The 14,759-nt window shown below is 40.4% G+C and carries 9 protein-coding genes; 5 read left to right on the top strand and 4 right to left on the bottom strand.

Annotated features, from left to right (window positions below; genetic code table 11):
• Positions 1–65: 65 nt before the first annotated feature.
• Positions 66–2,750, top strand: coding sequence for a TonB-dependent receptor domain-containing protein (locus tag AC5FX4_RS18400; RefSeq protein ID WP_493607875.1), 2,685 nt, complete (start codon positions 66–68; stop codon positions 2,748–2,750).
• A 629-nt stretch (positions 2,751–3,379) separates the two neighbouring features.
• Entirely contained in the window at positions 3,380–4,492 is a 1,113-nt protein-coding gene (gene asd, locus AC5FX4_RS18395) for an aspartate-semialdehyde dehydrogenase (RefSeq protein ID WP_493607874.1), read from the top strand.
• A 485-nt stretch (positions 4,493–4,977) separates the two neighbouring features.
• Here the strand turns inward: asd and AC5FX4_RS18390 are convergent, their stop codons facing one another.
• Positions 4,978–5,484 carry a DUF4240 domain-containing protein gene (locus AC5FX4_RS18390; RefSeq protein WP_493607873.1) on the bottom strand — a complete coding sequence of 169 codons (507 nt, stop codon included), beginning with the start codon at positions 5,482–5,484 and terminating at the stop codon, positions 4,978–4,980.
• 127 nt (positions 5,485–5,611) lie between these two features.
• Here AC5FX4_RS18390 and AC5FX4_RS18385 point away from each other — a divergent pair, with 127 nt between their 5' ends.
• Entirely contained in the window at positions 5,612–6,136 is a 525-nt protein-coding gene (locus AC5FX4_RS18385) for an RNA methyltransferase (protein ID WP_493607872.1), read from the top strand.
• A gap of 9 nt (positions 6,137–6,145) precedes the next feature.
• Here the strand turns inward: AC5FX4_RS18385 and AC5FX4_RS18380 are convergent, their stop codons facing one another.
• Entirely contained in the window at positions 6,146–7,054 is a 909-nt protein-coding gene (locus AC5FX4_RS18380; RefSeq protein WP_493607871.1) for a hypothetical protein, read from the bottom strand.
• Between the two features lie 385 nt (positions 7,055–7,439).
• On the opposite strand from AC5FX4_RS18380, the gene AC5FX4_RS18375 reads away from it, so the two are divergent.
• Positions 7,440–8,651 (top strand): tyrosine-type recombinase/integrase, encoded by a 1,212-nt coding sequence (locus AC5FX4_RS18375; RefSeq protein WP_493607870.1) that lies wholly within the window; start codon positions 7,440–7,442, stop codon positions 8,649–8,651.
• Between the two features lie 96 nt (positions 8,652–8,747).
• Here AC5FX4_RS18375 and ydiJ read toward each other — a convergent pair whose 3' ends face one another.
• Entirely contained in the window at positions 8,748–11,795 is a 3,048-nt protein-coding gene (ydiJ, locus tag AC5FX4_RS18370; protein WP_493607869.1) for a D-2-hydroxyglutarate dehydrogenase YdiJ, read from the bottom strand.
• A gap of 151 nt (positions 11,796–11,946) precedes the next feature.
• Between ydiJ and AC5FX4_RS18365 the strand changes: the two genes are divergently transcribed.
• The gene (locus AC5FX4_RS18365; RefSeq protein WP_493607868.1) at positions 11,947–12,156 is read left to right on the top strand and encodes a PGPGW domain-containing protein; all 210 of its coding nucleotides are present in this window, start codon (positions 11,947–11,949) and stop codon (positions 12,154–12,156) included.
• 98 nt (positions 12,157–12,254) lie between these two features.
• Here the strand turns inward: AC5FX4_RS18365 and ppsA are convergent, their stop codons facing one another.
• Positions 12,255–14,630: a phosphoenolpyruvate synthase gene (gene ppsA, locus AC5FX4_RS18360; protein ID WP_493607867.1), complete on the bottom strand. Its 2,376-nt coding sequence runs from the start codon at positions 14,628–14,630 to the stop codon at positions 12,255–12,257.
• Between the last annotated feature and the right edge of the window lie 129 nt (positions 14,631–14,759).

The following is a 14,759-nucleotide window of genomic DNA, read 5'->3' as shown; positions in this document are numbered from 1 at the left end:
AAATTGTTTATCACGAAGTAGGCGCAGCTATTGCGCCTTTTTTACGATTTTTGGCAGGATTGAAAATGAATACTCAAATGAAATTAAAAAAAATTGCTTTAGCAGTTAGTTCAGCGATGGTTGTTGGGGTATCAATGCCAAGCATCGCAGCTGAAGAACAGGCAATTGAAGAAGTTGTTGCAGTAGGTACGCGTTTGCAAGGCAGTGCGGCAGCAGTAATTGAAGAGCGTAAAAACCAAGCGTTCGTTGCTGATATTATGGGGGCAGAACAATTATCACGTACCGGTGACAGCGATGCTGCATCAGCGCTTCGCCGTGTCACAGGTTTAACACTTGTTGATGGTAAGTTTGTTTATGTTCGTGGTCTGGGTGAACGTTACTCAAGTGCTCGATTAAACGGTGCATCGGTGCCTAGTCCAGATCTAACTCGTAACGTAGTTCCGCTTGATATCTTCCCTTCAAGTATCATCGAAAGTTTAGCTGTACAAAAAGCTTACTCTCCGTCAATGCCTGCGGCATTTGGTGGTGGTAATATTGATATCCGGACCAAGTCCGTACCTAGTGAGTTTTCTGCGGGTATTGAAGTGGGCATTGGTATGAACTCTAATTCAGATGAAGGTTATACCTACAATCGCCCAAATTCTGGCCAACCGCAATCATTGCATACTGGTGTGTTGAGATATAGAGGCGACTTTAGTCTAAGTTCAATTGTAGACAGAGATTTTATTGAAAGTACACAAACACAGACTAGGGCGGAACAAGCAGCTCAAATAAATAAAGCGTTTATTTTATCTTTACCAAGAGATTTAAAGGTAGCTAAAGAGTCACTTGATCCTAACTACGATATCAAAGCGAATATTGGTAACAGCTTCGATGAAAGTTACTTGGGTGGCACGGTCGGCTTTATGCTAGCTGGTTCATATGACAGTGATTGGCACTATTCAGAGCGAAAAACAGCAGTAACCGATGACGACCCTGCTGAAAATTGTACAACGTCTTTAGCCACCGCTGACGATGCAAAAAGTAATTGTTATATAACAGTAAAAGACTCAAAAGTAACGACTGAGAATGAGCGTATCAGCGGTGTATTTAACTTAGGCTATAAGTTAGATCAGCATAGTGTTAGCTACTCAAAAATTTATCTTGAAGACAATGAAGATGAGGTAAATCTTTCTGTATTGCAAAGCCCTAACGGTAGTACCGTAAGAACTATTGCTGGAACGGGCCAAGCGCAGCGCACTCATAGTTTTAACTATGAGGAACGCTCTTTGGATGTTGATCAATTTATAGGGCAACATACATTCCTCGATTATTGGGGGATCGGTGCAGATTGGCAGTACACTGAATCTAAGGCTGAAACGCGTATTCCAACCAATATTGATTATAAATTTATCGATACATATCAAGACGGTGTTTACAATACTTCAATCGTAACTGGTGATGATAACCGAGCTACGTACTCTTTCACTGATATGGTTGATAACGTAAAGTCTTATGGCGGAAACGTGACGCTACCGTTGAGCTTTGACAGTGTCGAGGTGACACTTAAAGCAGGTTATGATTTCTTAGATAGAGCTCGTGTATACAACACGTCTAGTTTTGCGATTAATAACGATACGGGGATCCCAATTCCTATCAATAGTGATGCGGCAAACGTATTAGGTTTGACGAATTATCTGAGTGATACGTTTGTTAATGATAACGACTTTTTCCTTTCGTTTAATGAGCCAACAGCGCCTAGCGCTGATGACTATATTTCAGCGCAAAAAATCGATGCAGGTTATTTTGAATTTGATGTGTTCTTTAACAACGCTTGGCGTGTGAGCGGTGGTCTACGTTACGAAGATTTCAAACAAGTGACTATCGGTACTTCTAGTCTAATCTTCGATAAAGTTACTCAGGGTATTTATTACTCAGAAGAGAAAATTAAAGAAGGTACAGTTAATCAAGACGATGTATTTAGTTCACTTGCATTAACTTATTTAGCACAGAACAACTACCAAGTTCGTTTTAGCTATGGTGAAACAACGGTTCGTCCTGACCTGAGGGAACTTGTAGCAGTTGCTTATTTTGATCCGCTAACCGACATCAAGACATTTGGTACACCAGGATTGAAAAGTAGTGATTTAAAGAACTACGATGCACGTTTTGAGTATTACATGGACAATGGCGATAACTTCTCTGTAGGTGCATTCTACAAAGACATCGCTAACCCAATCGAAACAGTCCTTCGCGTTGGTGATGAAGATTACAGTGCTTCATTTGTAAATGGTATTGATGGTGAAGTGTATGGCATTGAAGCCGAGTGGTTATATGACCTATCATCACTAGTAAGTGGTACATTTACCTCTGGTAACATTACATTAAGTGACTCGGAAGTGTCTATCGATCCAGCATTTGCAGGTAACTTGACGAATCCGACTAAACGTATGACGGGTCATTCAAAGTACGTTGTAAACTTACAAATGGGCTTTGATTCTGCGGATGGTCAGCACAGTGGTTCATTAGTGTATAACGTATTTGGTGAGCGTATCTTGGCATCGGGGATCGGTGGCCGACAAGATGCATTCGAACAGCCATTCCATTCGCTAGATTTGGTTTATACGTGGTACCCTGACTTTAATTCAAAGGTTAAATTTAAAGTTAAGAACTTACTAAACGAAGAGCAAGAAGTGACTCAGTCTGACCTAATCGTTAGACAAAAAGAAGTGGGTACTTCTGTAAGTGTTAGCTATAGCTACGAATTCTAAGTTTTTACAAACGTTAAAATTGAAAGCCAAGACGAAAGTCTTGGCTTTTTTGTGCCTAATAAAAAATGACTAGCTAACATTGCGAATTCATGACATCTAGCGTACTATTACCTCACTGAACTTATTGAGTTTTGTATTTAATCGCCAAATAAAAGTATAAATCTCATGACTTTAATATATTTGTCATTTTTATACTCTAAAGTTACATGCATTCAAACGGCTATAACTAATAAGCATAAGCAAGCCTAAACAGAGTTCTGAATTGATGTCGTGAACATCAGATTAGGACAACCTTTACATGTTGTATCCAAACCCCGCTCTGCGGGGTTTTTTATTTATATTATTCTTTATCAGTAAGTTACATCTCAACATTGAAATCATCCGGTGTTTTTCTTGTCACATGATGTGCGATATTTCATCTATTAGCAGACCTTTCTAGTCAAAATCTACTACTTGCTTGAGGGTGAACCACTAGCTTGAATTTATCATGGGCATCTTTTATGAATTGCATGAATAATATTTGTCAGAAATTTAGTTAATTTCTCTAGTAGGAACAATTGATATTTGTTATTTTGGACGTCTAGACTCACGCAATGTCTATCTAATATTAACTGTAAGGTATTAAACATATGAAAAAAGTAGGACTCGTAGGTTGGCGTGGTATGGTGGGCTCTGTATTGATGCAGAGAATGACGGAAGAAAATGATTTTGCTCATATCGATGCATATTTTTTTACGACCTCTCAAGCTGGCCAGCTAGGACCAGATTTTGCGGGCACGGCTAAGCCTCTACTAGATGCTACAAATACAGAAGCGTTATCGGACATGGATATTGTTATCTCGTGTCAAGGTGGTGACTACACAAAATCTGTTTATCCAACATTGCGTGCGTCAGGTTGGAATGGTTATTGGATTGACGCAGCCTCGGCGTTGCGTATGGAGTCTGATAGCATTATCGTATTAGATCCAGTAAATAGTGATGTGATCACGCAAGGATTAGAGCAAGGGGTGAAAACCTTTGTTGGTGGAAACTGTACTGTTTCTCTTATGCTTTTGGCACTGGGGGGCTTATTCGAAAAAGACTTAGTTGAATGGGTGAGCCCTATGACTTATCAAGCCGCATCTGGTGCTGGAGCGCGTAATATGCGGGAGCTTATTACGCAGATGGGTGAAATCCACGCATCGGTTGCACAGCAGCTTGATAACCCAAGTTCCGCTATTTTAGAAATAGATAAAATTGTTGCGGATAAAATTAAGTCAGAGTCATTACCTACTGATCAATTTGGCGTACCTCTAGCCGGTAGTTTGATCCCTTGGATTGATGTACCTATGGAGTCTGGTCAATCAAAAGAGGAATGGAAAGCGCAGGTTGAAGCGAACAAGATACTTGGCTCACAGAAAAACCCTATCCCAATTGATGGTCTATGCGTGAGAATTGGTGCAATGCGTTGTCACTCGCAAGCGATGACGATTAAATTAAAAGCCGATTTGCCGGTAGATGAAATCGAGCGCATTATAGCTTCGCACAATGACTGGGTAAAAGTTATTCCAAATGATCGAGACTTAACGGCCAAAGAACTGACGCCTGTGAACGTGACTGGTACACTGAATATTCCAGTAGGGCGTATTAGAAAACTCAGTATGGGCCCTGAATATATCAGTGCGTTTACAGTGGGAGACCAGTTGCTGTGGGGAGCGGCGGAACCATTACGTCGCATTTTGCGAATTATTTTGAATGGTTAGTCATCAAGTCTTAATAATACAATAATCTTAATGTAATTTTCTTATTTTAGATTAAGTCGTCCCTGAGTTAGGGATGGTTTAATCTAATTCTAAGGAAAAGAAATGAAAGGTTTTATTTAAGTATTAGCGGCTAGCGCACTTGTTTTCGCTGCTCAATCTCAAGCTGCAGTTGTATTTAACTGTTCGGGTTATGTAAAAGATGTATATTCTATCGGTAACAATGAATATGAAGTAAGATATTCGCGTTACGATGATGGCGGCTTTGAACTGGAACCTGTCATTATCTATCCCCAACAAACTTATCTTCTTGGTCAGGTTCTAGAAGCTATCCGTCAATGGAAAGAAAACAAGGTTAAGTATGCTTTAGTTGTTGAGAATTGAGATGGTGGTAATAGAAAGTGCCATGATGGTGAAAGTGGTAACGCTTTACTGGCAATCACTAAATACTGATTACTTAAAGTGAGAAAGGCGCAACGTGCGCCTTTTTAGTTTTGTTGCCAATATCTTCCAAATAGCTTAGGATATTTTTCTTTTAATAACTTAGGCTTATTTTTAAACTTCTTACCTTGAGGCTGAAAATTAACGACATTGTGGTAGGGGAGTTCTTCACCGCTAAGTTCTTCGTAAAGTAAACCGGCCACAAGATCAAGTTCGTCACAATATGGTACAGGTAAGCTATCTTTAAAAGGCATGCTTTCGTAGTCATAAAGGACTTCTGGATTGGTAAGTATTGCATTTAGGTTTTTATTACCTTGACTTATCAACCAATTACAAAAGTCTAAAAAGTCATATTCGCTATTGCAGCCACAAATAATATAGGCAAATTCCCAATTATCCCAATGCCAAAGATGACGCAATTGAGAAGTATATAATTTATCAAATTCGGCTATTTCGCTCGCTTCTTTTGTAGCTAGAATTTCACGTAGCGCATTGTTTTTATCATCGCTATCTTTAATGTTTTCAATTATTTGCCAAAAAGCTTGTTCATTCATTGCTTATTGTCTTCGTGACCAGAGTAAAGGTGAATAATACCACATCAAGTTTCTTCTATGTAACACCCTAGACGACGTCCACTGATTGCTGTACATTCTCGTCTCGTTTGATTATTAGGGTAGTAAAATGTTCGACAAAGGTTTTGCTTGTATAGGTTTGACTAATCCAAAGAGCCCAAGCAATGTTGGAGCTGTCATGCGCGCGGCAGGGTGCTACGGCGTAAACTCCGTTTTTTACACTGGTAAACGCTTTGAGAACGCGCGAAAATTTACAACCGATACAAAAAAAGTTTATCAAAACATACCCTTGATTGGCGCTGATTCACTATCGTCTGTTATTCCTTTAGGTGCTACGCCGGTTGCAATTGAATTGATTGAAGGTGCAAAACCGCTTACAGAGTACAAACATCCCAAAAGTGCGTTTTATCTATTCGGGCCAGAAGATGGCTCTTTAGATAGAGAAACACTTAAGCAATGTCACGACGTCATTTATGTACCCACGCAAGGTTGTATGAACTTAGCAGCAACGGTTAATGTTGTGCTTTATGATAGGCTGCTGAAATCAGGCCTTAAATTTGATAATGATGAGATTATCAGAAGTAGCCGTGACAACAACAATAATATTATCTTGTCAGATTTACTGGACAAGTAACTTTCATTGTTACCAATTACAACTTTGTACTTTTTCATACCATTCTTTTTTTACGAGTTGTTTAGTGGGGGTAGGGTCGATATTTTTTACATCGATTCCCATAGGATCAGCCAAGTATTTTTTTATGAGTAACTGAAGCTGAGGTCCGGCTAATTCGTCAAATGCGGAAATTAGATTTTCTCGCATAGCAGGGTCCAACTTAGCGCCTTGTGCATGAATGTAGCCTGCGTTTACCCAATAAAGATATGCTTTTTTGGAAGCGTCAGAATATTCTTTTGAGAGTGCGGATAAACGCGGGTATAGTCTTTGGTAATTGACATATTGTTCTTGAATCACAAACGTGAGCAGTAGGTTTATACCAGAATTAATGTGTCCGGAATGATTATTCGCTACTTGAAAGCCTGCAAGCGCAGAGCGGAAATATTCATTAGCTTGTGAGAAGTTAGCTTGATCCATAGCGATTGTACCCAAGTTATTATCTATCGTTGCGATAGCTCGCTGTTCTGACATACGAAGAGCAACATCTCTCGCTTCTTTGTATATGGAATTGGCCAATTCATAGTCGTGCTGATAACGAGCAACGATAGCGCTGCTGATGAGTAAAGATACGCGCTGTGAACCTTTGCTTGCATGCTTTAAAGCACAAGCGAACGTATGGCGTGCTGAATCAAAGTCATTAATTTTACGAAGCCAAATCCCAATGCCACTCAAGATAGACACAAGCTGCTCTCTAAACTCGGGCTGACTATCAAATTTGAATAATGTGTGTACGATTGGTTCCACATGGTCCAATTTATTTAGGGTGAGTGAAAGGCGCATTTTCAACACGTAATATGATACTTTCTGTTCATCACTAAGCAAGTTCAAATCATAGATCTCAGCCAACGTATTCTCAGCCAATACAGGATTTGAACGCATGAAATATTGTGCACGATCAAGCTTATATGCGTAATCTTTATTGGATGCGGGACTGGATTTGCAGACCAAAATAAAAAGTAACGTAATGATTATAGTAACAAAGTTATACCGCAAAATGACTCATTTGATAAGAGGCGTTATATATCTATTATTATAGAATGCGCAACAATTAGTTCAAGAGAAAACTCAAGCATGAACAGAGCCCAAATCCATGTTGGTATTTATATCTTATAATTTATATTATGTTAAATACTCTTTTGCATGACTTCAATATGACTCGATACAGCAAAAGAGCAATTTTGACTTTATCAGATCGTAGAACCCTTGCAGATCTCATGTAACCCGATAAAATGTCCAGTACTAGACAATATCGGACATAATAAACATGTTAGTGCCCTTGGCAGATACCCTAAAACAACTGCGCTATCAAATTGCACATATTGAAGATAAAACACTGAGTCAGGAATACCCTGAATTGGAGAAATTTTTACATACGTGCAGCAAGGTCAATTTTAATGTTAAAGCAGATGTGTTGTTTTTATATCAATTTCTTTATGTATATGGACGAAAGTCAGAAGCGACCTATAACCGTTTTCGAAATGAGTTAGAGCGGTTTTATTTGTGGTCATGGCTTATCAAACAGCAATCAGTTTTTGATCTTAAGCGTGATGATATTGAAGCATATGTTGATTTCATGGTTGAACCTGAAATTAGTTGGTGTTCTTCGTCTGTGCAGTGGCGATTTAAAGATAAAAACGGAGTGCGAATTGTAAACCCCAAATGGCGCCCTTTTGTTGCAAAAGAATCGAGTGTGAGCCAACAAACGTTAGCCGCAATGTTTACGGCTTTGAATGTATTTTACAAATTTGCAATTTTGGAAGAAAAAACGACCACCAACTTTGTACCGGTAGTTAAAAAAAATAGTCCTTATCTCGTCGTACAATCTCAGATTAAATTACCTGATACATTGAGCAACTTACAGTGGGAATATGTATTTGGTGTTACTAAGGACATGTGCGCTCAACAACCTGAATTAGAACGTAATTTATTTACTCTAGCGTGCTTGAAAGGTTTATATCTGCGCATTTCAGAACTCTCAGATAGACCTCAATGGTCGCCTGTCATGAGTCATTTTTGGCAGGACCCAGATGGATTTTGGTATCTACGTATTATGGGTAAAGGTAATAAACTGCGTGATGTCACATTAAGCGAAGATTTTGTTGAATATTTAAAACGGTATCGTATTTACCGTGGTCTATCTCCCCTGCCGCGCGTTGATGAGCCACACCCATTAGTACATAAATTGCGCGGTCAAGGGGGCATGAATGTTCGACAGTTGAGACGAATTGTTCAACAAAGTTTTGATTTGGCGGTTGAGTCGCTTAATAAAGATGGGTTTTCGGATGAAGCCGAACAATTGAAAGCTGCAACTACGCATTGGTTACGCCATACTGGCGCTACGCACGACGCGCAGCACCGCCCGCTCAAACACTTATCTGAAGATTTGGGACATGCCAAAATAGCGACTACGGATCAAATTTACATTCAGACCAATATCAAAGATCGTGCAAAGTCAGGCTCAAAAAGAAAGCTATAACTTTAGTGGTGCCCTACATTTCTTGAAGAACATGGTTTTAATTATGTTAAATTGGCTTATAAAGAATATTTATAAGCCAACCTTATACAAAATTAATTAGATTGACCTGGCAATAAACTCGAGTGGGTGTAACGGTTTCTTGTTTTCAAATCGCTTAACCTGACTTCTACAAGAGAACCCTGTGGCAAGCAATTTTTCGGGCTCTGTTGCCTCTACATGTTTTTGCCACGACATCTCATAAAGCGAACGGGAGTTATCCTGGTTTTGAACTTCATGACCATAAGTGCCCGCCATGCCACAGCAACCCGTTGCTGGTGCTTTTAGTTTAAGGCCTAATTGAGAAAATATACTCTTCCAAACATTGGTAGTATTTGGTAACGCCGTGCTTTCAGTACAATGAGACAGCAAAGTATATTCTTCAGCATGCTTAACATTAAGTACAACCTGAGACCAATCTTGGTCTTTCAACCATTCGTGCGCAAGTGCAACATGAAATCCTAGGTCATCAGAGTTTAAAATTTGTTTGTATTCATCTCGATAGACCATAACTAAAGAAGCGTCTACACCGATCATTGGGATGTCGTATTGTGCAACATCAGATAAAAACTCGCTGGCATGCTTTGCTGTTTTAACAAATTCTTTGAGGAATCCTTTTACATGCTGAGCCTTGCCGTTGGGCACAAAAGGTAACACGATCGGGTTTTTACCTAGCGCTTGAACGACATCAACCAAAGACGCAACAAGTTCAGCTTCATAGTAGCTTGTAAATGGATCTTGGACGATGAACACACTATTCGCGCGCTCTTCATCTGACATTATATTTAGCTTAGCTTCATCAAAATCAAACTCGGATTTAAGTCGAGTTTGCAAACTTGGAATACTCAGTTGAGGTGCATCGATATAGCCGACTATGTTTTTGATCAAACTTGCCGAAATCTTATTGCTCATAAGAGGATTAACAACCGACGCAAATTTGGATAAAAACGGTGCCATTGATTCTACATTAGCAACTAAATAATCTTTGAGCGGTCGGTTATAGCGGCTGTGATAAAAGTTTAAAAAGCGTGCCCTAAAGCTTGGCACGTCAACTTTTATTGGACATGCGGTTGTGCAAGCTTTGCATGCCAAACATTCATCCATCGATGCTTTCACTTCATGTGAAAAATCGTATTCACCTTTGTTCCGAGCTTGTGTATTGCGAAACCGTTCCCACCACGTGGTGTCATTTTCAGCTTTAATTAATTGCTTCTCGGTAGATAAGAGATCAGTTCCAGCACTTTCTTGTAACCTTAACCACTCTCGTATTAAGCTTGCTCTGCCCTTTGGTGAGTGTCGTCTGTCTTTTGTTACCTTGTAAGATGGGCACATCGGAGACGCTTCATCATAATTAAAACAAAGCCCGTTACCGTTACAGTTCATTGCATTTTCAAAACTGTCTTTAACTTGAATATCTATAGATTTGTCGAACCAAGCACGCTTTTGGCCATCGACGGAAACCAAGTTTGCATCACTTTCTAGCGGTGTACAGATCTTACCTGGGTTTAACCGGTTATCTTTATCAAATGCAGATTTTATTTTACGCAGTTCAGTGAAGAGTTGGTCGCCAAAAAATTCAGGCCCATATTCACTTCGGTAGCCTTTGCCGTGCTCTCCCCACATTAGACCGCCGTACTTAGCAGTTAATGCAACGACTTGATCTGAAATTTTTCTAAGCAGTTTTTCCTGTTCAGGATCACACATGTCTAATGCTGGTCGCACGTGTAACACGCCGGCGTCAACATGGCCAAACATACCGTAATGTAAGTTATGCGAATCGAGCAATTCTCTAAACTCTGCAATAAAGTCTGCCAAGTTTTCAGGTGGAACGGCGGTATCTTCGGCGAAAGCGAGTGGCTTTTGCTTACCTTTTGTATTGCCTAATAGGCCAACTGACTTCTTACGCATAGCGTAAATTTTTAGAATATCTTCTTTGTTGTTAGTAAGTTGATATCCGATCACGCCAGCTTGTTTGGTTTGAATTAGTTCATCTAGCTTATTACACAGTGTTTTTATTTTGTCGTCCATTTCATCGGCAGTTTCACCGTTGAACTCAACCATGTTAAGACCCTGCATATCCACACCAGGAACATCAGTTATTAAGTCCGATACTGAATGCCAAATGATATCTTCTTTTGCTAGGTTAAGTACTTTACTGTCGACTGTTTCAACTGAGGTAGCTTGCGCGCCAACCAAGAATGGCGAATTTCTGAGCGCGGAATCAAAACTATCGTATTTTATATTTATCAAAGTCTTATAGGGGGCAATTGGCGTGATGTTCAGTTTTGCTTCTGTCACAACACCCAATGAACCTTCAGAACCTGTAATTATTCTCGACAAATCAAAGTGCGTAAGATCATTGTCAAAAACATTTTCTAAGTCATAGCCCGTGAGAAATCGATTTAAACGCGGAAACTTTTCTAAGATGAGTGCGCGGTTGTTCTCACAAGACTCAAGTACTTGTTGATAAATGAGTGCCGTACGGTTGTCTTGTTGAGCAATTAACTTCGCTTTCTCTGTGGCTATTTTACTGGTATTTAATTCTGTACCGTCAACAAGATAGGTTTTGAGGCCTAAAACATGGTCACTTGTTTTACCATAAACAAGCGAGCCCTGCCCCGATGCGTCTGTATTAACCATACCGCCTATGGTTGCACGGTTACTTGTCGATAAGTCTGGCGCGAAGAAAAAGCCGTAAGGTTTCAAAAAATCATTAAGCTGATCTTTAATAACACCAGCTTGAACCCTGACCCATTTTTCTTCCACATTGATTTCGATAATCTCGCGCATATAGCGAGATAAATCGATAACGATACCTGGTGTGAGAGATTGGCCATTAGTACCAGTTCCGCCACCACGCGGGCCAAAACTCAACGACAAAAATGGGTCTTGCGAAGCGCACTGTAAAGCGGTTTGAATATCTTTGTTATTCTTTGGAAATATAACCGCTTGCGGGACCTCTTGATAAATACTGTTATCCGTTGAAGTGACTAAGCGAGTTGCGTAGCTTGAATCGGTGTCCCCGACAAACCCTGCATCCTTAATTGTTGATAGATAATCATTGATTAATTGATTGGCTGTATCTTGCTGACTTATTTTGGCAATCATGACGGTTTACTATTTTTGCTTTGTGCGTATTGTAACATGCTGTGAGATTTAAAAAATTGAGAAATTTAATCTTTGTTACATATTGCCTAAATTTTGACATACCCTTTCGGCTATAGTTGAAAGTAGTAGAACTATTTGTGGGTATAGCGCATTGAAAAAATTAGCGACACTCCTTTTGGGAGTCATATTTATATTGTTGGCAGTTGTGTTTTTTGTTGTACCAGGGCCATCGATAGTGTTTCTTTTAGCTGCGTTGGTGTGCTTTTCAATTTACTATCCTAAAGCTCGTACTCTTCTGAGAAAAGTGCAAAGAGCATTCACAAAAGCGTGTTATAAACTTGATGGCATAAAACAACGATAAATATTAACCAGTTGATTTATATCGTTTAATGTATCTTTCTTTGAAAATAAAAAAGCCGGCGCACTGAAGTGGCCGGCATTTATTTTTAACTAGGCAACTTAGTCTTTTAGCTTATCAGCTAAGTACAACCAAGTTTCTAAAACAGTATCTGGATTTAGCGAAACAGAATCAATGCCCTGCTCTACCAGCCAAGCTGCAAAGTCTTCGTGATCAGATGGACCTTGACCACAAATACCTACGTACTTACCTTTCGCTTTAGCCGTTTGAATTGCCATTGAAAGTAGCTTTTTGATTGCAGGGTTACGTTCATCAAACAAGTGTGCGATTAGACCAGAGTCACGGTCTAGGCCAAGTGTAAGCTGAGTTAAATCGTTTGAACCGATAGAGAAACCGTCAAAATACTCTAAGAACTCTTCAGCTAAAAGTGCGTTTGATGGTAACTCACACATCATGATCACTTTAAGACCGTTTTCGCCACGCTTAAGACCGTGTTGCTCAAGAAGCTCAATTACGTGTGCTGCTTCTTCAAGTGTACGAACAAATGGGATCATGATTTCAACGTTAGTCAAACCCATGCCATTTCTTACGCGCTTAATTGCTTCACATTCTAAAGCAAAACACTCGCGGAAATCTTCCGAAATATAACGAGACGCGCCGCGGAAACCGATCATTGGGTTTTCTTCTTCTGGCTCGTACTGCTGGCCGCCCACTAGGTTTGCATATTCGTTCGACTTAAAGTCAGACATACGAACAATGACGCGCTCAGGCGCAAAAGCACAACCTAGTGTTGAGATACCTTCTACTAATTTTTCAATGTAGAACTCTACCGGTGAAGCATAACCAGCGATGATGTCATTAATTTCAGCTTGTAAATCAGCTGGTTGCGCATCAAAGTTAATGAGTGCTTTAGGGTGTACACCTATCATACGGTTGATGATAAATTCTAAACGCGCTAGACCGATGCCTGCATGAGGTAGCCTTGCAAAGTCGAATGCTCTGTCAGGGTTACCCACGTTCATCATGATCTTCATTGGTAGGTCAGGCATTTCATCAACACGTGATGAAATTACTTCGTACTCTAACTCACCTTCGTAAATGTAGCCTGTGTCACCTTCTGCACATGAAACTGTTACGCTTTGGTTATTGGCTATTAAGTCCGTAGCGTTACCGCAACCAACTACTGCTGGAATACCAAGCTCACGCGCAATGATAGCTGCGTGACAAGTACGGCCACCTCGGTTAGTTACGATTGCAGCTGCGCGCTTCATGATTGGTTCCCAATCAGGGTCAGTCATATCAGTGACAAGTACATCACCGTGTTGCACTTTGTCCATCTCTTCGATTGAATTAAGAACTCGTACTACGCCTGAGCCAATTTTGTGACCGATTGCGCGACCTTCAGCGATCACTGTTGATTGTGCTTTTAACTGGAAGCGCTCCATGACGTTCGCATCTTCGTTTGAACGAACTGTTTCTGGGCGTGCCTGAACGATGTAAAGCTTGCCATCGTTACCGTCTTTAGCCCACTCGATGTCCATTGGACGACCGTAGTGTTTTTCGATGATAACAGCTTGCTTCGCCAACTCTTGGACTTCTGCGTCAGTGATAGAGAATTGCGCTGACTGAGCTGGATCCATATCAACAATCTCAACTTGCTTACCGTGAGACTCGTCGCTTGAGTAAATCATTTGGATTGCTTTAGAGCCGATGTTACGACGAACAACGGCTGGTAAACCTTTCGCTAATGTTGGTTTGTGAACATAAAATTCGTCAGGGTTAACAGCACCCTGTACAACCATCTCACCAAGACCATAGCTAGAAGTTACGAAAACAACATCTTCGAAGCCAGATTCAGTGTCAATACTAAACATTACGCCTGATGACGCTTTATCAGATCGAACCATGCGCTGTATACCAGCTGACAGCGCAACACCTCTGTGATCATACCCTTGGTGTACACGGTATGAAATCGCACGGTCATTAAATAGCGAAGCAAATACATGCTTAATAGCAACCATAACTGCATCAATGCCACGAACATTCAGGAACGTTTCTTGTTGGCCAGCAAATGATGCGTCTGGCATATCTTCAGCAGTAGCTGATGAGCGTACAGCGAAAGAAACGTCAGAATTGGTGTCACCGTGGAGTGTGTTGTAAGCGTCGCGAATTGCTTTGTCGAGGGCTGGTTGGAATGGAGTATCAATGATCCATTGTCGAATATCGGCGCCAACCTTGGCGAGGGTGTTGACGTCATCGACATCAAGGGTATCTAAAATGGTGTGGATTTTTTCGTTTAAACCAGATTGGTCAAGAAATTCATTGAAGGCTTCAGCAGTAGTTGCGAATCCTCCTGGCACTTGCACACCAGCGTTTGATAAATTAGATATCATTTCCCCAAGTGAAGCATTTTTACCACCAACTCGAGGTACGTCTTGCATACCTAACTCTTGATACCAGAGAACGTAGTCTTGCACGGAACTGTCTCCAAAAACAAATTGTATTAAATGTGAGAGATTGTTTGACCTTTTGTGAAGGTCGAGGGCATTCTACACTGGTATATACACCTACGTAAACCGCGATAGGGAAAATTCGTCTAATTAAAC

The sequence above is a fragment of the Pseudoalteromonas sp. ATL1 genome (genome assembly GCF_058933015.1).
Note: the sequence above shows the minus strand (reverse complement) of the source record. Positions and strands in the feature narration are given on the sequence as shown.